The organism is Streptomyces azureus (assembly GCF_001270025.1).
GTDB classification, from domain to species: domain Bacteria; phylum Actinomycetota; class Actinomycetes; order Streptomycetales; family Streptomycetaceae; genus Streptomyces; species Streptomyces azureus.
Genome location: NZ_DF968216.1, coordinates 83,895 through 101,466 on the forward strand (window position 1 = coordinate 83,895; position 17,572 = coordinate 101,466).

At 71.2% G+C, this 17,572-nt stretch carries 22 protein-coding genes and 1 pseudogene; 9 read left to right on the forward strand and 14 right to left on the reverse strand.

Annotated features, from left to right (window positions below; translation table 11 throughout):
• Positions 1–16: 16 nt before the first annotated feature.
• On the reverse strand, positions 17–1,315 hold the full coding sequence (locus tag AOQ53_RS05905) for a streptophobe family protein (protein ID WP_059415581.1): 1,299 nt from the start codon (positions 1,313–1,315) through the stop codon (positions 17–19).
• A 179-nt stretch (positions 1,316–1,494) separates the two neighbouring features.
• On the opposite strand from AOQ53_RS05905, the gene AOQ53_RS05910 reads away from it, so the two are divergent.
• On the forward strand, positions 1,495–2,640 hold the full coding sequence (locus AOQ53_RS05910; protein ID WP_236711604.1) for a DUF6777 domain-containing protein: 1,146 nt from the start codon (positions 1,495–1,497) through the stop codon (positions 2,638–2,640).
• Positions 2,641–2,651: 11 nt separating this feature from the next.
• On the opposite strand, the gene AOQ53_RS05915 is transcribed toward AOQ53_RS05910, so the two are convergent.
• Genes AOQ53_RS05915 through AOQ53_RS44450 form a run of 3 tightly spaced genes read right to left on the reverse strand, consistent with a single transcriptional unit; the run spans position 2,652 to position 3,780 of the window.
• Positions 2,652–3,068 (reverse strand): PRC-barrel domain-containing protein, encoded by a 417-nt coding sequence (locus AOQ53_RS05915; protein WP_059415582.1) that lies wholly within the window; start codon positions 3,066–3,068, stop codon positions 2,652–2,654.
• The gene (locus AOQ53_RS05920; RefSeq protein WP_059415583.1) at positions 3,065–3,643 is read right to left on the reverse strand and encodes a PRC-barrel domain-containing protein; all 579 of its coding nucleotides are present in this window, start codon (positions 3,641–3,643) and stop codon (positions 3,065–3,067) included. Before AOQ53_RS05920 ends, AOQ53_RS05915 begins: the two co-directional genes overlap by 4 nt.
• Positions 3,640–3,780 (reverse strand): hypothetical protein, encoded by a 141-nt coding sequence (locus tag AOQ53_RS44450; protein WP_167745682.1) that lies wholly within the window; start codon positions 3,778–3,780, stop codon positions 3,640–3,642. Before AOQ53_RS44450 ends, AOQ53_RS05920 begins: the two co-directional genes overlap by 4 nt.
• Before the next feature lie 187 nt (positions 3,781–3,967).
• Here AOQ53_RS44450 and AOQ53_RS05925 point away from each other — a divergent pair, with 187 nt between their 5' ends.
• Positions 3,968–4,432, forward strand: coding sequence for an ATP-binding protein (locus AOQ53_RS05925; RefSeq protein ID WP_059415585.1), 465 nt, complete (start codon positions 3,968–3,970; stop codon positions 4,430–4,432).
• Between the two features lie 115 nt (positions 4,433–4,547).
• Here AOQ53_RS05925 and AOQ53_RS05930 read toward each other — a convergent pair whose 3' ends face one another.
• Positions 4,548–5,435 carry an RNA polymerase sigma factor SigF gene (locus AOQ53_RS05930; RefSeq protein WP_059415587.1) on the reverse strand — a complete coding sequence of 296 codons (888 nt, stop codon included), beginning with the start codon at positions 5,433–5,435 and terminating at the stop codon, positions 4,548–4,550.
• A 261-nt stretch (positions 5,436–5,696) separates the two neighbouring features.
• On the opposite strand from AOQ53_RS05930, the gene AOQ53_RS05935 reads away from it, so the two are divergent.
• Positions 5,697–6,128: a helix-turn-helix domain-containing protein gene (locus AOQ53_RS05935; RefSeq protein WP_059415589.1), complete on the forward strand. Its 432-nt coding sequence runs from the start codon at positions 5,697–5,699 to the stop codon at positions 6,126–6,128.
• Positions 6,129–6,150: 22 nt separating this feature from the next.
• Here AOQ53_RS05935 and AOQ53_RS05940 read toward each other — a convergent pair whose 3' ends face one another.
• From AOQ53_RS05940 to AOQ53_RS47975, 3 genes and pseudogenes are all read right to left on the reverse strand, one after another.
• Complete coding sequence (locus AOQ53_RS05940; RefSeq protein WP_059415591.1) at positions 6,151–6,753, reverse strand: ClpP family protease; 603 nt, start codon at positions 6,751–6,753, stop codon at positions 6,151–6,153.
• Positions 6,753–7,394 carry an ATP-dependent Clp protease proteolytic subunit gene (locus AOQ53_RS05945; protein WP_059415592.1) on the reverse strand — a complete coding sequence of 214 codons (642 nt, stop codon included), beginning with the start codon at positions 7,392–7,394 and terminating at the stop codon, positions 6,753–6,755. Before AOQ53_RS05945 ends, AOQ53_RS05940 begins: the two co-directional genes overlap by 1 nt.
• A 216-nt stretch (positions 7,395–7,610) precedes the next feature.
• Positions 7,611–8,087: pseudogene (locus AOQ53_RS47975) on the reverse strand (epoxide hydrolase); the annotation flags it as partial.
• A 177-nt stretch (positions 8,088–8,264) separates the two neighbouring features.
• On the opposite strand from AOQ53_RS47975, the gene AOQ53_RS05955 reads away from it, so the two are divergent.
• Positions 8,265–8,747 carry a VOC family protein gene (locus tag AOQ53_RS05955; RefSeq protein ID WP_059415596.1) on the forward strand — a complete coding sequence of 161 codons (483 nt, stop codon included), beginning with the start codon at positions 8,265–8,267 and terminating at the stop codon, positions 8,745–8,747.
• A gap of 103 nt (positions 8,748–8,850) precedes the next feature.
• On the opposite strand, the gene AOQ53_RS05960 is transcribed toward AOQ53_RS05955, so the two are convergent.
• The 3 genes from AOQ53_RS05960 to AOQ53_RS05970 all read right to left on the reverse strand — a co-directional run bounded on the left by AOQ53_RS05960 (position 8,851) and on the right by AOQ53_RS05970 (position 11,865).
• Positions 8,851–9,726, reverse strand: a complete 876-nt coding sequence (locus AOQ53_RS05960) for an aminoglycoside phosphotransferase family protein (protein WP_236711605.1) — start codon at positions 9,724–9,726, stop codon at positions 8,851–8,853.
• 31 nt (positions 9,727–9,757) lie between these two features.
• A complete protein-coding gene (locus AOQ53_RS05965; RefSeq protein WP_059415599.1) occupies positions 9,758–10,663 on the reverse strand; it encodes an SGNH/GDSL hydrolase family protein in 906 nt (301 codons plus the stop codon).
• A gap of 194 nt (positions 10,664–10,857) precedes the next feature.
• Complete coding sequence (locus AOQ53_RS05970; protein WP_179948487.1) at positions 10,858–11,865, reverse strand: zinc-binding alcohol dehydrogenase family protein; 1,008 nt, start codon at positions 11,863–11,865, stop codon at positions 10,858–10,860.
• Positions 11,866–12,011: 146 nt separating this feature from the next.
• Between AOQ53_RS05970 and AOQ53_RS05975 the strand changes: the two genes are divergently transcribed.
• The 3 genes from AOQ53_RS05975 (at position 12,012) to AOQ53_RS44455 (ending at position 13,908) form a co-directional block, all read left to right on the forward strand.
• A complete protein-coding gene (locus tag AOQ53_RS05975; RefSeq protein WP_059415603.1) occupies positions 12,012–12,809 on the forward strand; it encodes a VOC family protein in 798 nt (265 codons plus the stop codon).
• Positions 12,810–12,842: 33 nt separating this feature from the next.
• Positions 12,843–13,541 (forward strand): ribonuclease H family protein, encoded by a 699-nt coding sequence (locus tag AOQ53_RS05980; protein ID WP_078945174.1) that lies wholly within the window; start codon positions 12,843–12,845, stop codon positions 13,539–13,541.
• An 82-nt stretch (positions 13,542–13,623) separates the two neighbouring features.
• Positions 13,624–13,908 carry a hypothetical protein gene (locus AOQ53_RS44455; protein WP_167745683.1) on the forward strand — a complete coding sequence of 95 codons (285 nt, stop codon included), beginning with the start codon at positions 13,624–13,626 and terminating at the stop codon, positions 13,906–13,908.
• Positions 13,909–13,976: 68 nt separating this feature from the next.
• On the opposite strand, the gene AOQ53_RS05985 is transcribed toward AOQ53_RS44455, so the two are convergent.
• Positions 13,977–14,291 carry an ATP-binding protein gene (locus AOQ53_RS05985; protein WP_330219290.1) on the reverse strand — a complete coding sequence of 105 codons (315 nt, stop codon included), beginning with the start codon at positions 14,289–14,291 and terminating at the stop codon, positions 13,977–13,979.
• 276 nt (positions 14,292–14,567) lie between these two features.
• Between AOQ53_RS05985 and AOQ53_RS05990 the strand changes: the two genes are divergently transcribed.
• Entirely contained in the window at positions 14,568–15,218 is a 651-nt protein-coding gene (locus tag AOQ53_RS05990; RefSeq protein WP_330219291.1) for a GNAT family N-acetyltransferase, read from the forward strand.
• Positions 15,219–15,618: 400 nt separating this feature from the next.
• Here the strand turns inward: AOQ53_RS05990 and AOQ53_RS05995 are convergent, their stop codons facing one another.
• On the reverse strand, positions 15,619–16,215 hold the full coding sequence (locus AOQ53_RS05995; protein ID WP_059415608.1) for a TetR/AcrR family transcriptional regulator: 597 nt from the start codon (positions 16,213–16,215) through the stop codon (positions 15,619–15,621).
• A gap of 84 nt (positions 16,216–16,299) precedes the next feature.
• On the opposite strand from AOQ53_RS05995, the gene AOQ53_RS06000 reads away from it, so the two are divergent.
• On the forward strand, positions 16,300–16,749 hold the full coding sequence (locus AOQ53_RS06000; RefSeq protein WP_236711606.1) for a DUF1707 SHOCT-like domain-containing protein: 450 nt from the start codon (positions 16,300–16,302) through the stop codon (positions 16,747–16,749).
• A gap of 176 nt (positions 16,750–16,925) precedes the next feature.
• On the opposite strand, the gene AOQ53_RS06005 is transcribed toward AOQ53_RS06000, so the two are convergent.
• The gene (locus AOQ53_RS06005; RefSeq protein WP_059415614.1) at positions 16,926–17,504 is read right to left on the reverse strand and encodes a TetR/AcrR family transcriptional regulator; all 579 of its coding nucleotides are present in this window, start codon (positions 17,502–17,504) and stop codon (positions 16,926–16,928) included.
• Positions 17,505–17,572 lie beyond the last annotated feature (68 nt).

A 17,572-nucleotide genomic window follows, 5' to 3' on the forward strand; every position in this document is an offset into this window, starting at 1 on the left:
TCGGTGTGCCCGCTGTTCAACCCGCCGGCTCGGCGCGCACCTCACCCCGCCGCCGTACGTGCCGCGCCAGCAGCGCCCCGGCGAACCCGGTCACCAGCCCCCACGGGACGGCCAGGCCCACGGCCCCCCACAGCCGGGGTCTGAGGAACAACTCGCCCGCGAGGCCGCCGCCCAGGTCGCCGATGCCGAGCACGGACAGGCCGAAGTGCGCGGAGATGCGCCCGACCAGGCAGATCATGAACACCGTGAGCACGAGCGCGACCGCCATGTGCACGGCGTGCTGCCAGGCCCGGACCCGGGCCGGCGACCGGGCCGCCATCACGAACGCGGCGGCGATCAGCAGCACCACGTCGACGGCCAGCAGCCACCACACCCTGCCGTCGTGCTCGGAGAGCGTCCGCAGGTTCAGCTCGGAGATGTCCGGGGTGCGCAGCACCTCGTCGAGCACGTGCGGCATGGGCAGCCCGAACGGCCCCTCCACGCGGCCGTTCCAGGTGGCGCCGAGGCCGATGGTCAGCCCCATCCACACCAGGTTGGGCATGCCGAGCAGGATCACGGCGAACGTCTCCGCCGCGTGCCCCCGGGTCGCCGCGACGACCAGGGCGACGACCACGCCGATGACGACGTAGGCCAGCAGCAGCGCGACCATCGCGTACGCGGCCGGCCGCACCGACGTCTGGAAGCGCAGCAGCCCGGCCGGCAACGGGGCGCCGCGCGACACCAGCAGGGCCAGTGCCAGCACGCCGGCCAGCCACACCACGCCGACGAACACGGACAGCGGAACGTCGGTGGTGAAGCCGATCTCCGGTGAGGCGCCGAACAGATCGCCGAGTTCGCCCAGCGCGTCGTTCCCGAGGGAGATGTCGAACGTGTGGCGGGCGGCGAGCGTCAGGCCGATCAGCGCGAGCAGCCACAGGACCGCGATCCTGGCAGCCCAGCCGGCCAGCTCCGCGGCACCGGCGACCGCGCGGTGCCGCAGGGGCCGCAGGAAACCCCAGGCGATCACCAGTGCCCCGGTGAGCGTGACGGACAGCGGGATGACGGTCAGGCCCGCCTGCGTGTCGGCGAGGTCTCCGGCGCTTCCGGACAGCTTCACGGCGCCCCCGACGGCGGTGACCACGGTCGCCACCACGACCGGCGGGAAAGCGCCGTCCGGGAGGTCCGCCGCCCCGGCCGCCCACAGGCCCAGAGCGGACACCGCCGCCATGGCGAGCAGCCCGCCGAGCACGGTGAGGAGGGCATGCGCCCAGCCGTGGCGGGCGACGGCCCGCTCGCCGGAGGTACGTGCCTGGCCGGAAGAGGTGCGCGAACTCACGCTGCCACGCTAAGCAGCACCCGCGCCGGGTGCCCGTCGGGAGGTCCGTCCGCGTCGGCTTGCGAGCCGTACGGGACCGGAGCACACAATGAACTCGTAATGGAAAAAGCGGCATACACACGGATCAATCTCCTCAGGTGTGAGAAGGCCGCAGAGAACCCACGCGGGAAGAAGAGCTCGTGAGCGTCGAACCGCCCTCGTCCGGGCGCCCCACAGGACCTCCCTCGGGCCCGCTGTCGGGTCCCTCCCAGCCGCCGTCGGGAGGAGGGCCGCCCTCCGAGCCACCGAGCGGGGGAGGGCAGGCGCCGGAGCCACGCCGCCCGTGGTGGGGGTCGGCACCCCGCGTCGCGCTGATCGCCACCGCCGTCGTGGCCGCGGTGATCCTGGCCGTGGTGTTCACCCGGCCCGACGGCGGCGGCACCGGCGCGTCCGACGGCGGTACCAGCACGTCCGAGGGCGAGGTCTTCCTCCAGCCCGCGGCCGACACCGGCCCGGACCCGTTCACCGAGTCCACGGCGAAGGAGAGCTCGGCCTCACCGGTCTCGCCCTCGCCCACCGAGTTGGCCACGCAGAACGCCGTCCAGGGCGTACAGGGCGGAGCGCCCGGCCTGTACGGCGGCACCCGCAAGATGGCCAGCTGTGACGTGGAGAAGCAGATCACGTTCTTCAAGGGGGCGCCGGACAAGCAGCGGGCGTTCGCCTCCGTCGCCCGCGTCGACCCGCCCGACGTTCCCGCCTACCTGCGCTCGCTCACACCCGTGGTGCTGCGCATGGACACGCGCGTCACCAACCACGGGTACAGCGACGGCCGCGCGACCAGCTACCAGGCCGTCCTCCAGGCCGGCACGGCCGTCCTCGTCGACGACCGCGGCGTGCCCCGGGAGCGCTGCGCGTGCGGCAACCCGCTGTCCGCGCCGGTCGCCCAGCAGAGCGCGCCCAAGATGACCGGCGACGCGTGGCCGGGGTACAAGCCCTCGAACGTCGTCGCGGTCACGCCCGCTCCGAAGCCGGTCGACGTCTTCGTCATGTGCGAGCCCGACGGCGAGTGGTTCGAGCGCCACAAGGGCGACACGGGCACGAAGGACCGCAAGACCGAGAAGCCCGACAAGCCCTCCCCGTCGGTGAGCGTCACCACGCCGACGTCACCGTCCGACCCGACCTCGTCGGAGCCTCCCACGAGCGAACCGCCGACGTCGGAACCGGAGACGTCGTCGGAGCCGCCGACGAGCGAGCCGCCGACGTCGGAGCCGCCGCAGCCTCCGCCCGGAGACGACACCGGTAACGACACCGGTAACGGCACGCCGGACCAGCCCCCGGCCTCCTGACCCGGTCCGGCTCACCCGGCACGGACCACCAGGGCGTAGTCGCCGAGGCCGAGCAGGCGGTCGGCCGGCAGATCGCCGTGGGCGGTGCGGACGGCCTCGATGCGGCCGGTCTCCGGTTCGAACACGACGTCCTGGACCGTGCCGAGCTCGTCGCCCGTCTCGGTGAGGATTCTGAGGCCCGGCAGCTCGTGGTGCGGCGGCACCTCGGACGGGGCGGCGGCCGAGCGGACGAGCACGGCGTCCGGGCCGATCGCATGCAGGGCGCCCCAGGCCAGCACGGACTCCTTGCGGGAGTGTCTGCCGCGCACCCTGACGTGGGTGACCACACCGGACGGTGCGTCGACCGTCAGGGATTTCAGCACGCCGATCTCTTCCGCATCGGTCAGCGTCAGGACCGGCAGCCCCCGCGCCTGCGAGAACAGCATCATGGCGGCGTACGCCCCTCGTGGAAGGCGCCGACCCGGGCGGCGAAGGACGGCAGGTCGTCGGCCACGTAGCGGGTGGCGTCCGCCGGGATCACCAGCGCCCGGCCGGAGACCGCGAGCGTCTCGCCGCGCGGCACGTACACCCGGTGCCGACGCCGCCTGGAGCCCTGCACCAGCGCCTTGCCCGCGGCGATCCGGAAGCCCACGACCCGGCCGCTCGTGCCGCCCTCGACGACCACGTCGAGCACCGTCCCGACCTCGGCGCCCTCGTCGGTCAGCACCTTCGCGTGCAGCACCCGGCCCTGCTGGGCCTCCCGGCGCGCCACCACGACGGGCGTCTCCGCCAGGGCACCGGCATCGACGATCATGACCGCGTCATGGCCCAGCGAGTGCACGGCCGCCCAGGGCAGGCTCCGCTTCAGCGGGCCCGACAGCAGTCCCCGGCCGCTGAGCGTGAAGCCGGTGACACGCCCGGCAGCGGCGTCGAAGACGGTGTCCTTGACCTGCGCGACGGCCTCGCCGCCCAGGGTGACCACCGGCAGGGTCGTCAGGCTCCGTGCCGCCATCAGCTCGTTCATCGCTCGCCCTTCCCACCGGGCCGGCGCCGTACCGCGATGACCGTCCCCGACCGCCGGCCGGCCTGCACGGCGAGCGTCACCACGACGACGGCGGCGAGCGCCGCGACCACCACGACCAGCCACATCCAGCAGGCCACCGCACACCTCCGGCGATCCGGACCGGCCGCCCTCGGCCGGTCCCGATTCCTACCGGGTGCCCCGCGGACAGGGGACAATGCCCAGGGCACCGGACGGGCCGAAGGCCTGTCAGGACTGCGAGGCCCGGCTCGGGGTACGAGCACTGTGCAGAGCGTCCGGCCAGTCCGGCTTCCCAGAGAGAAACGAATGATCGACCACCTGGACGGGGCAGTGATACCGACTGGTTTCGACGTGCCCGTGGAACCGCTGAGGCGGGCGGCACACTACACCGGCGAGCAGGGCTGCATCGCCGAGGCGCGATCCTTCGCCGCGCTCTTCCTCGACCAGCTCAGGACCGAGTGGTGCGCCCGCATCGACGACCGGGCCGACGGCGCGGTGCAGCTCGTCGTGAGCGAGCTGGTCACCAACGCCGACCGGCACAGCAACGGGCCGTACATCCTGGAGCTCGTCGGCACCGACACCGCGGTGACGGTGTCGGTCTACGACAGCAGCTCCGCACTGCCCCGCATCTTCCCCCGCAATCCCGAGCGCGTCGGGCGGCACGGCCTGGAGATCGTCCACGCGCTCGCGGAGCAGGTCACCGTGGAGCGGGTGCCGGTGGGCAAACGGGTACGCGTCGTGCTCCCGCTCACCGACGAAACCGATGGCTGAGCCGTCCACCGGCGGTTGAGCCGCCCGGAACCCCGGAATCCCGGAGCCGACACGAATGGCGGGTGCCGTCCCACTCCCGCGTGTGGGGACGGCACCCGCTGGTCCGCCGACCGCGTCAGGCGCAGCCCAGCTCGCCCAGCATGCCCTCGCGCAGTCGCGTGATGATCCGCTTGATCAGGCGGGAGACGTGCATCTGCGAGCAGCCCAGCCGCTCCCCGATCTCCGCCTGGGTGGCCTCCTCCACGAACCGCATGTGGAGGATCTGCCGGTCGCGCTCGCTGAGCTCCGCCATCAGCGGGGCGAGCGAGTGGAAGTCCTCGACGAGCCGCAGCCCGTCCTCCTCCACGCCGATGAAGTCGGCCAGAACCGCCTCGCCGCCCTCCGGGCCGTCACCGGTGAGCGCGGCGTCCAGCGACGACGAGTTGTACCCGTTGGCGGCGATCTGCCCCTCGACGACCTCCTTCTCGGAGATGTTCATCAGCGTGGCCAGCTCGGTGACCGTGGGTTCGCGGTCCAGCCGGCTGGCGAGTTCCTCGCGGGCCTTGGCCAGCTCCACACGCAGTTCCTGAAGCCGCCGCGGCACGTGCACCGCCCACGTCGTGTCCCGGAAGAACCGCTTGATCTCACCGACGATGTACGGCAGCGCGAAGGAGGTGAACTCGACCTCGCGCGACAGCTCGAACCGGTCGATGGCCTTGATCAGGCCGATCATGCCGGTCTGGACGATGTCCTCCATGTCATCGCCGCGGCCACGGAACCGGCCGGCCGCGAACCGCACGAGCGACATGTTCATCTCGATCAGTGTGTTGCGCGCGTACTGGTACTCGTGCGTGCCCTCTTCGACTTCCGTCAGGCGCTGGAAGAACTGGCGGGACAGCTCCCTGGCGTCCCGCGGAGCCACGGACCGCGGGTCCACGACTCCCGGCAGTGCTCCGTCACCCGTGCCGGCCTCCGCGTTCTCTTCGACGACCTGTGCCTGCGACCGGATCACGGCGGTCTCCATTGTCTCTCCCATGAACGTCACGGCTGACATCTGCCTAGGTCCCTCCGGGTTGCGGGTACCCGGTTATCTGCCACACATGCCCGGCGATCGGCCGAGCGGCGGAAAAAACCGTGGCGTGCGACGATCACGACGGGGGAAGTTCCGGCGCGAAGAGGAGCCAGGGTTTCCCAACGCCGCCTGGCCGCCCTCCTGTTCGGCGATTCCACCCAGGGCGGAATGTCGGCCCCTTCCCCTGACGACCACGACTCCTAGGCTGGAGAAGTGACCAACCACGTGCCGAACGAAGCCCGCGTCATCCCCCTTCGCCCGCCCGGCGCGCGCCCCCAGGCCGCCCGTCCGGCCACCGCTCCGCCACACCAGGGGCCACCGGCTCCCGCCGTGAAGGAACCCTTGTGGCGCGACCTGGTCGGTGACGTCCTGCGGCGCGAACGTCTCGCGCAGGAGCGGACCTTGAAGGACGTCGCCGACGAGGCACGCATCTCCATGCCGTACCTGTCGGAGGTGGAGCGCGGCCGCAAGGAGGCCTCCTCGGAGGTCCTCGCGGCCGCCGCCCACGCCCTCGGACTGAGCCTCGGCGACCTGCTGTCGAGGGCGCAGGGCGAACTGATCCGGGTCACCTCGCGGTACTCGGGCGGCAGCCGCCGTGCGGCATCGTCCCCCTCGTCGTCCGAGGGACTGTGCATGGCCGCCTGAGCCCGGTGGGCCGGCCGGCGCCTCAGACCCGCACGAGTCGCCGGCTGAGCACCTCGTCGGCCAGCCCGTAGGCCACCGCCTCCTGAGCGGTGAGCACCTTGTCGCGGTCCATGTCCGCCCGCAGGGTCGCCACGTCGTGGTGGGTGTGCCGGGACAGCACCTCCTCCACCTGGGAGCGGATCCGCACCATCTCCTTGGCCTGGAGCGACAGGTCGGACGCCGTGCCGCGCGCTCCACCCGTGGCCGGCTGCCCGAGCAGCACGCGGGCGTGCTCCAGCACGAACCGCCGCCCGGCATCCCCGCCGGCCAGCAGCACGGCCGCCGTGGAGGCCGCCTGCCCGACGCAGAACGTCGAGATGGGCGCCTGCACGTACGTCATGGTGTCGTAGATGGCCATGAGCGAAGTGAACGAGCCACCGGGGGAGTTGAGATAGATCGAGATCTCGCCCTCCGGGGACGACGACTCCAGATGGAGCAGTTGCGCGATGACGACGTTGGCGACGCCGTCATCGATCTCGGTGCCGAGGAAGATGATCCGCTCGGACAGCAGCCGGCTGAACACGTCGTAGGACCGCTCGCCCTGCGGGGTGCGCTCGACGACGTTCGGAATCGTGTACGTACCCATCACTGAAGCCCCATCCTGCGCCGGGTGGCCGCCGGGCGGATGTCCGCGAGGGACTCCAGGACCCGGTCCACCATGCCGTACTCCCTGGCCTCCTCGGCTGTGAACCAGCGGTCCCGGTCGCCGTCCCGGGAGATGGTCTCCGGTGTCTGTCCGGTGTGCTCGGCGGTGATCCGCTCGATGGTCCGCTTGGTGAACTCCAGGTTCTCCGCCTGGATCTCGATGTCGGCGGTGGTGCCGCCGATGCCCCCCGACGGCTGGTGCATCATGATGCGCGCGTTCGGCAGGGAGTAGCGCTTGCCCGGCGTGCCGACGCAGAGCAGGAACTGGCCCATGCTGGCGGCGAAGCCCATGGCCAGGGTGGAGACGTCGTTGGGGATCAGCCGCATCGTGTCGTAGATGGCCAGGCCCGCGTGCACCGAGCCGCCCGGGCTGTTGATGTACAGGCTGATGTCGGTGCGCGGGTCCTCCGCGGACAGGATCAGCAACTGCGCGCAGACCCGGTTCGCGGAGACCTCGTCCACCTGCGTGCCCAGCAGCACGATGCGCTGCGCGAGCAACTGGGCGGCCAGATGGTCGTCGTACCGGGTCGGAGGGGTGTCGCCCTCCTCCGCCCGCGGGGCGAGTGTCGTGAGTGGGGTCATCGGTTCTCCTCGTCGTGGCAGAAGGACCGCGGACGTGCCGCGGATGTGCCGTCGACTCCACTCTCGGCCTCGGACGATGCCCGCAGACCGCTTCTCTGCCCTCGGCAGATCCGCTACCGGCAGAGCCTCCTCGGACAGCCGGTCCTAGCTCCTCTCGCTCAACTCCCGGAAGAACGCCCGCACATCACCGACCAGCAGGTCGGGCCGTCGGCGCGCCGGACGGCTCGGCGGCGCGTACACCAGGGTCTGCGGGCGGATCGACTGGAGCACGGCGTACCCCCAGCCCTCGCGGGGAACGGTCGCGCCGGCGCCGCCACGAGGTGAGGGCATGCTCCCGCCCCTCGGGGCCGAGCGCGTCCAGCTCGTCCGGGGGCGGCTCGGTGGCCTGCTGGGCGCCCCGCAGCAGATTGAGATGCAGGCCTGTCACGCGGTCGGGATGGGCCCGCGCCAGTGTCGGCCCGGACAGCCCGATCCCAGGGGTGTTCGGCACGACCACGTGGAAGGCGCCGGGCGGACCACCCGTGCGCGGCGGGATCGGTCAGCGGACCGACCACGTCGAGGAACTCCACCACCTTTCGGTCGCGCCGTCGATCGTGGTCGTGAACTGCGGCCACGCCTCCAGCCCGCCCCGGCGGCCCGCCAGTCGTACGCGAGCCGCCGGTAACGGACCGGCTCGCGCGGATACGCCGCCGGCACGTCGGTGCGGAAGCGCCTGATGCCGCTGACCGAAGGAGAGGACGTTGTCATCACCGCGATGCCGGCCGCGGGCCGTGACGCCGCCCAGCGAAATGACCACCCGCCCGGCCGATGAGTTTCCCGGCGTGGACCGGTCGACACAGAAGACAGCGATCCTCGCTCCAGGAGGTACTCATGGCATCCGACGGTTTCACCACGTGTCTCTGGTTCGACGGCCAGGCCGAGGAGGCCGCCCACTTCTACGTCTCGGTCTTCAAGAACTCCAGTGTCGGAAAGATCGCCCGCTACCCCGAGGGAGCGCCCCAGCCCGCCGGCAGCGTGATGACCGTCGAGTTCACGGCCAACGGCCACAAGTTCCTCGGGCTCAACGGCGGCCCCCAGTTCAAGTTCACCGAGGCCGTCTCCTTCATGATCTTCTGCGAGAACCAGGAGGAGATCGACTACTACTGGACCAAGCTCACCGAGAACGGCGGCGAGCCCGGCCCGTGCGGTTGGCTCAAGGACCAGTACGGCGTGTCCTGGCAGGTCGTCCCCGACCGGCTCGACGACATGATCACCGACCCGGACCCGGCGAAGGCGGCCCGGGTGACCGAGGCGTTCATGGCGATGAGCAAGTTCGACATCGCGGCCCTGGAGAAGGCGTACGCGGGCGAATGAAGCGCCCCCCGGACAGGGGCAGGAAGCTTTACCTTTCTGCCCCTACCGGGACTCGGCTCTGCCCCTACCGGGGCTCGGCCAGGATCTCCCTGATCATCTGCCCCTACCGGGACTCGGCCAGGATCTCCCTGATCACATGCCGCGAGTTCTCCGCGACAGGCGGGTTGGTGTCCCAGTAGTACGGCAGCGCGATGACCGCGATCGACAGGGCCCAGCCCCGGCCTCGCGCCCACTCGGCCTCGTCCGCGCCCACGCCCTCGCGGAAGACGCCGCGGACCTCGGCGGGCAGCACACACCAGGCGCTGATGAGGTCGACGGCGGGGTCGCCCACTCCCACCGTGCCGTAGTCGATCACGGCGGTCAGCCGTCCGCCGCTGACCAGCAGGTTCCCGGCCATCAGATCGCCGTGCGCCCAGACCGGCGGCCCTGCGTACTCCGGGACGCGCAGGGCCTGCTCCCACAGGTCCGTCACCGCAGCGGTGTCGATCCGCCCCGCCAGCTGCGCGAGCGCCTCACGCATGAAACGGTCCCGGGTCGCCAGAGGCACACCCCGGTACCCGATCGGGCCCTGCGCCGCGTCGACCCGGCGCAGGGCGGCGACGTACGCCCCCAGGTCCTCGGCGAGCAGCCGGGGTTCCCCGAGCGTGCCGGGCACGGGGTTGCGACCGTCCAGCCAGCTGTACACGGCCCAGGGCCACGGGAATTCCTCACCGGGCTCACCCCGCCCCAGGGGTTCGGGAGCGGCGGTGGGGAGCCCGGGTGCCAGCCGGGGCAGCCAGCGCAGTTCGTGCGTGATGCCCTCGACGGCGCGGGGATGCCGCGGAAGCCGTACGACCTTGTCCGCACCGAGGCGGAACATGGCGTTCTCCGTCCCGGAGGACTCCAGTCGCCGCAGGGGCAGTCCTGCCCAGAGCGGGAACCGTCCCGCGATCAGCCGGCCGACGAGCGAGACGTCGATGTCCACTTCGTCCTCATGCATTCGAACCGCGCACATGCCGCCATTCGAGCGGTCAAGTCACCGACTGTCGAATGGTTTTCGTGATCTCCCGGGCGATGCGCAGGATGCCGGGGGAGCGGACCGGGCAGGGCTTCGGCGTGGACGTCGTGGGCGCCAGGCAGAAGTGCAGGTAGTCGTCGTCCCGGTGCAGGGCCGTCCGGTCGCGCGACGGCTGAGTGCAGTAGTCCGGATGGGCACGCTCGTAGGCGGTGCACGGGAGGTACTGCGTCCAGGTGTAGCGGTCCGAGCCCGGACTCACCGCTTTCCCGGCGTCGGCGACGATGCCGCCCGACGTGGCGGCCAGCCGCTCGTACAGTCCGTTCACCCGGCGCACCCGGTCGGGCGTGATCGGATCCGGGCCCTGGAGCACCCACACGATCCGAGGCCGGTGGGACCCGCCGGCCGTCGCGATCTGCTCGACGAGCTTGCGCGCGTCGGCCTCGTACCGCTTGAAGTACCGCTCCCGCGCACCGTCGTACGTGATCCCGTCCATGCACCAGGTGAAGTCCCAGGCGTTGCCCCAGAACTGCAACACCACGAAGTCCGGACGCAGCGACCGCACCAGGGCGGCCGCCTTGTCCCGGGCCGGTACGAGGGACCGCTCGGCCGTGCCCTCCAGGTAGTCGCACAGGGTGGTGCCCGAGTAGGGGGCACTCGTGTACTTCGCGCGCAGGTCCCGGCGCAGCTCCTGGCCGAGGACCTTCTGGTTCTCCATGGCGAGCGAGTCACCGAGGTACAGCACGGTGGGCGCTTGCACGGGGGCCCGGGCACTGGGGGAGGAGGCCGGGGCACGCTGGTGCGTGGTCGCGGACACCTCCGGAGCGGACGGCGGGGGAGTCTCGGGCCCGGACGACGGATCAGCGCACGCACCGAGCAGCAACCCCGCCACCAGCACACCCACGAACCACGGTCTGCGCATACGGCAACTCCCGCCCCGGGCCGGTGAAACGGCTCCCCAGGCAAGCACAGCCGGACCCCTGGGGGAAGACACGAGTCGGCCACGGAACCGCGGTCCGCGGCCGACGACATGACGGCGGGTCAGGCCCGGAGACAGCGCCCTCGTGGCGCAGGTGAGGCCGGGCGCCTGCCGAACGGGGCCGCCCCCGGCTCACTTCACGACAAGTCGTTCACCAGCACCGCCGCCCCGTCGAACCGCCCTGCCTTGAGATCCGCGAGCGCCTCCACGGCCCGCGACAGCGGATAAGGATGGGTGGTCGCGCGTACGCCGTACCTCGCCGCGAGGGTCAGGAACTCGCGGCCGTCCTCGCGCGTGCTGGAGGCGACGCTGCGCACCTGCTTCTCGTAGAAGAGCTCGGTCTCGTAGTGCAGGGGAGGTGTGTCGGTGAGGTGGATGCCGGCGATGGCCAGGACACCGCCGCGGTCCAGGGCGCGCAGCGCGACCGGGACCAACTCGCCCGCAGGCGCGAACAGGATCGCGCTGTCCAGCGGCTCCGGCGGCCGCTGGTACGCGTCCTGCGCGGAGGCCGCGCCCAGCTCCAGCGCCAGCCGCCGGGCGGCAGCCCCGCGCGTCATGACGTGCACGGTGGCGCCCTCGGCGAGCGCCACCTGCGCGCACAGATGGGCGCTGCCCCCGAAGCCGTACAGCCCGAGCCGTCCGCCGGGCGGCAGCCCGGCCCGCCGCAGCGCCCGGTGGCCGATGATCCCCGCGCACAGCAGGGGAGCCAGGGCCACGTCCGGCACGCCGTCCGGCAGCCGGTAGGCGAACGCCGCCGGCACCGTCGTGTACTCCGAGTAGCCACCGTCGGCGCACCAGCCCGTGTACTCGGAGCGGGGACACAGGTTCTCCGCGCCGCGCGCGCAGTACGCGCAGGTGCCGTCGGTGCGGCGCAGCCAGGCCACACCGACACGGTCGCCCGCCGCGAAGCCGCGCACCGCCGCGCCCGCCCCGGCCACCACGCCGACGACCTCGTGACCGGGCGTGACGCCCGCCCGGCGCACGGGCAGGTCGCCCTCGGCGACGTGCAGGTCGGTGCGGCACACACCGCAGGCGCGCACCCGCACCAGCAGCTCGTCGTCCGCGGGCACCGGCACCGGTTTCCCGACCAGCCGCAGAGACCCCTCCTCGACCGGGCCTGGCCGCACCACCGACCACGTGCGCATCGTCCCGTCCGCCATGCCGCCGCTCCCGTCCTGCCGAGCGCCCACGCCCAGTCTGCGACGGAACCGCCCGTTCGGCGCGCGGGCCGGCCCACGGGTGATTAGCGTGAGGAAACGGACTGTCCACCCATTCGGAGAGGGTCGCAGCCATGGCCGTGCAACCTGAAGGAAGCCCGTGCTGGGCCGACGCGATGTTCAGCGACCTCGAAGGGGCCAAGAGCTTCTACGGAGACGTCCTCGGCTGGACCTTCGCCGAGGCGTCGACGGAGTTCGGCAATTACACCGAGGCCTATGCGAACGGCAAGGCGGTCGCCGCCGTCGTCCCGCCCATGCCCGGCCAGGAGGGCCAGTCGCAGTGGTGCCTGTACTTCGCGGCCCGGGATGCCGCCGCCACCGCCGCCCGGATCCGTGACCACGGCGGCGAGGTCCTCATGGAGCCGATGCGGGTCGGCGACTTCGGCACCATGTGCCTGGCCCGCGACCCGGGCGGTGTCGTCTTCGGCGTTTGGCAGGCGGGCACCCATGAGGGTTTCGACACGATGGCCGAACCGGGTGCCTACACGTGGGCGGAGGTCTTCACCCGCGAGCCCGAGAAGTCCGACGCGTTCTTCCCCGCCGTCTTCTCCTACCAGCAGAAGGAGATGGAGGACGAGGAGATGGACTTCCGGATCTACGACCTCGGCGACCGCAGCGTGCTGGGCCGGATGAAGATGACGGACGACACCCCGCCCGAGGTGCCGCCGTACATCGACGTCTACTTCGCCGTCGAGGACTGTGACGACGCCGTCGCGAAGGCCACCAAGCTGGGCGGCGGCCTGCGCTTCGGGCCCATGGACACCCCGTTCGGCCGGTTCGCGTCCCTCAGCGATCCGCAGGGCGCCAACTTCTCGGTCATCGACATCACCAGGACCGAGGGCGAGATGCCGAAGATGACCGACGTGAGCTGAGACCTCCGGCCGGACGGCCCACGCGGTCATGGCATGATCGGGCCCATGCGTGAACGTGTTGTGGCCGCGTGTGACGGGGCTTCTAAGGGAAATCCCGGGCCCGCGGGCTGGGCCTGGGTCGTCGCCGATGCTTCCGAGAGCCCGGTGCGCTGGGAGGCGGGGCCGCTCGGCAAGGCCACCAACAACGTCGCGGAACTCACCGCGCTCGAACGCCTGCTGACGGCCACCGACCCGGACGTGCCGCTCGAGATCCGGATGGACTCGCAGTACGCGATGAAGGCCGTCACCACCTGGCTGCCCGGCTGGAAGCGCAACGGCTGGAAGACGTCCGGCGGAAAGCCGGTCGCCAACCAGGACCTTGTCGTGCGCATCGACGAGCTCCTGGACGGCCGCTCGGTCGAGTTCCGCTACGTGCCCGCCCACCAGGTCGACGGCGACCGGCTCAACGACTTCGCCGACCGCGCCGCCAGCCAGGCCGCCACCACCCAGGAGCCCGCGGGCAGCGGCCTCGGCTCGCCCGAGCCGCCGCCCGCCCCGGACACCCCGGCCAAGGCCCCGCGCGCCCGGTCGCGCGGCGGCGCGGCCCGCACCACGAAGGCCTCCTCGCGCACCATCAAGGCCAAGTTCCCCGGCTGCTGCCAGTGCGGCCGCTCCTACGCGGCCGGGGAGGCCATCGCCAAGAACGATCGCGGCTGGGGCCACCCGGAGTGCCGCACGGCCGAGACCGTCTGACCGGCTCCTCGGCCGACAGATCTGGTCACTCGGGCCTTTCCGCTCTCTCAGCCATGGCCGACGAGTTGCCGGGTTCTGGGGCATGACGATGACCCGCTGTCGCAGGTGGGACGTCGGGGCCTTCAAAACCGCCTGCCGTGCGGTGGCCTTTGCGGCGAGTCCTCCGCAGGCTGGTGTGCCTCTGGCGGACTTCACATCCCCACCGGCGTGGGCGGACGCATTTGAGCTGGGCGGCTTCCGGCTGCTGGACATCGGAGAACTGATTATTCCGTTGGCCGCGGCTGACACCAGCGAGCTCGCCGAAGCAGAGCTGGAACAGGTGCGTTACTGGCGTCCCGGCACGGTCGGCGAGCTGATGTTCAACTAGTGGGACTGAGAGAGACCTTCCCTGCCGCTCGCTGACCAGCTCATAGAGGTCGGCAGTCTGGGTTGCGTTCAGCTGGCGCATCGCGAATTCGTCGAGGACAAGGATGTCGGGCGGACCAATTCGCGGATCCGTTTCTCCCAGGTGCGGTCTGCGCGGCCGCTAGCGAGGTCTGTCAGGACGCAGCTGGTCTTGGCGAAGCGAACCTGGGCGTCCTGGCGGACGGCGAGGTGGCCGAGTGCCTGCGCGATGTGCGTCTTGCCGACGCCGACCGGCCCGCAGAGAATGACCGACTCGCCGGCATGGAGCCAGCGTACGGCTCCCAGGTCGAGGATCTGGGCGGCAGGCAGCTTCGAAGAGGCGGTGAAGTCGACGCTGCCGGCCAACGATCGATTTCCGGCCGAGCGTGGAGCGCGCAGGTGCAATGAAGTGGCTTTGGCTGGTGCTCTGTTGCTTGGCTACCCGGCGTGACTTCTGCCAATTATGATCACCCTGAGCGGGCACTGCTGGACCGGCTCGAGGAGTACTACGACGCGGTCCCGCGCCACGGCGCCCGTGCCGAGGACTGCGGGCCGCTTACGTTGTTCGTGCGGGAAGGCCAGGGCTGGCCGTTTTACGCACGTCCCGCACGGGGGTGGTCCGGACCGCTTCAAGCCGCCGACGTGCAGAAGGTCCGCGCCCGCCAGCGGGAGCTCGGCATCCCGGAGAGTTTCGAATGCGTCGCCGAGACCACCCCCACACTGCGGACAGCAGCCGAGGAGTCGGGACTCGTGGTCCACGAACATCCGCTGATGGTGCTCGATCCATGCACGGCGGCAGCGCCAGTGGTGGGGTTGCCCGGCAACATATCGGTGCGGATCGTAAGCGCGGACGATCCCATGCTGCCCAGCGCCCTGGCCGTTCCTCACCTTGCCTTCGCCGAGCCTGGAACGCAGGTCGGACTCGCGGGAACACCGCAATTGGCGAGAGCGGTCGACGCCCGCGTCGCCGACGGATCGGTGAAACGCGCGGTGCTGCGTATCCGGGCAGGCCTGACGGTGGTCGCCGCAGCTGTCGAGCACGGGTCGGCACTGTCCGCGGGCCAGCACCAACCGCTCGCGGGAGTCAGCGAGATCGTCGGCGTCGGAACGCTCCCCACAGCGCGCCGTCGCGGTCTCGCACTCGCGGTCACAGCGGCACTGATAGCCGACGCCCGCTCGCGGGGCGCGGAAACCGTCTTCCTGTCGGCAGGTGACGGCGACATCGCGAAGATCTACGCCCGACTCGGCTTCCGCGAGATCGGTACGGCGCTGATCGCCGAACCTGCCGAATAGCTACATTCCACCCACACCGCAGTGGTGTTACTCCTGCTCCCCAACATTTCGGGCTCTGTGATCGACAAGTGGCGTCCAGACGCGGATACGGACGGTGTCCGTTTTCACCTGCGAAGCCACTCCTCAATCAGCCTTCGAGGAGGTCATGGCCTGCCTGCGCGGTCCCCGGCACCGGGGGCGTCCGAGAGCTTGGCCCGAGGTGGGCCCGGCCGACAAGGCGTACTCCTTACGCGCCATCCGCTGACACCTGCGCAGGCAAGGCTTCCGAGCGGTGGCCGGACTCCATATCGCGGGCATCTTCCTGTGGTCCGCCCGATGATCCAACGAAGCCCCCCTGCTGAGGTGGACGCGCCAACCGTCCGGATCGACAGCCGCTCCGGCACGCCCCGGTCTCCCCGGCCTACTCGCGGGGATGCCGGGCTGTTCCAGGGTCCGGGATCAGGGTGTCCAGCGCCTGGTCCAGGACTGTGAGCAGCTGCTCGTGCTCCTGTGGGGTGTACAGCATGCGCAGTGCCAGGCCATCGGACAGTGCGATGACCGCATCGGCGAGGACCGCCGGGTGGGTCGCGTGCCCGGCCGACTCCAGCCAGGTGGCCAGTGCCTCACGGATGTCTCGGTCGACCTGCCGCCGGATCGCGGCAAGGCGGGGGTGATGTGCCGCGTGGATGGCGAAGGCGAGTTGCGCGGCGGCCTCGGCACGTCGCTCGGCGTCCAAGGGGAGCGTGCTCAGGATCAGGTCACGCAGCGCCTGGCGCAGCGGCAGTGCGGTGTTCACCTCGGCCATCCGGCGCTCGATGCGCTCACCGGCCAGCTCGGCGGCGAACGTGAGCATCTCGTCCTTGGTGCGGAAGTACTTCTGAACCGCGCCGGGGGAACGGCCCGTTGCGGCCGCCACGGTGCGCACGCTGACCTCGTCGAGGCCGCGTTCGGCGACCAGCTGGAGCAGGGCCGCGCCGATCTGCCGACGCTGTTCCTCCCTGTCGACGGTCTTGGGCATCGGTCGCGCTCCCATCTTTGAGATACAGTCGTATTCTAACCTTCCGTCAGGTGAGGTGCTGCACGGAGCCGAAAGGAGACATTGGTGCATGACCGACGTGAGCCTGCCGTGCCCGCTGTGCGGGTCTCGGACCGCGACCGCGACGAGACGCTCGGTGTGCTGGCGGCGGCGCTGGCCGAGGGGCGACTCGATCCGCACGAGCACGAGATGCGCTCCAGGCGCGCCCTGCGGGCGCGTACGGCCGATGAACTCGCCGTGCTGACAGCCGACTTACCCGAACCGGCGCCGACCCGCTCGGAGCAGGACCGCAGAGACCTCAGGGAGTGGCTGGCCGAATGGCGCTACTGGCTCGGCGGGGCGGTGATCATGTCCGGGATCTGGGGCACACGCTGTGCGCAGAAGGGGGAGCTGACCTACTACTGGCCGGCCACGCCGCTGGGTGTGTGGGCGGCCGTGCTGATCGCCATCGCCATCTGGCCGCGTGACACGGACGGCAGCGGTGAAGGGAGCGGTGGCCGCACTGTGGCCCGCTAGGGCGCGTATCGGGTCGTGATCAATGAGCATCGCGGCTTGCGGAGCGGGTGCCCGTCTGCGGTACGAGGCCCGGCGATCTGCGGCTGTGCCGTGTGGGCGCGAGTGGCCGGAAGCGATGCCGCGGGCACGCAGCCGGGTCCCGAGGGCCCCGGCTGCGTGCCCGCCGGGATGGTGTGTCAGACCATGGCCAGCCGGTCTACCAGCAGCTCCACCCTCGGCTCGGTGTCCTCCGGTGGCAGCCGTCCCGCTCGGGTCAGGGTGGCGAGCCCGTGCAGGGCCGCCCAGAACACCTCGGTGAACAGTCCCGGGTGGACGCCGTCCCCGGCGACCTCGCCGAGGTTCTCCAGCAGGGCGGCGAAGGCGTCCTTCAGAGGCTCCGGGGTGTCCTGGTCCGCGAACGCCAGGCCGCCGTCGAGCTGGAACATGGCGTCGTAGACCGCCGGGTTGCGCTCGGCGAAGTAGAGATAGGCGCGGGCCAGGGCGGCGACCCGGGCGCGCGGGCCGTCCGCGGCGCGGGTCGCGGCTCTCAGCGCTGCGGCCATCTCGGCGGCGCCTTCGAGGGCGACGGCGCCGATGATCTCCCGCTTGCCGCGGAAGTGACTGTAGAGAACGGGCTGGCTGTACTCGATGCGTTCGGCGAGCCGGCGAGTGGTGACCGCGTCCCAGCCCTGCTGCTCGGCGAGTTCGCGGGCCGTCGCCACGATGAGGCGTTCGCGGTCCGCCCGTTCGCGCTCCTTGCGTTCCTGTACCGACATGAGTCGATCCTAGCACCGCTAGACAATCGAGCGGCAGCAGCGCTAGCGTAGCCTTACTGCCTAGCAAT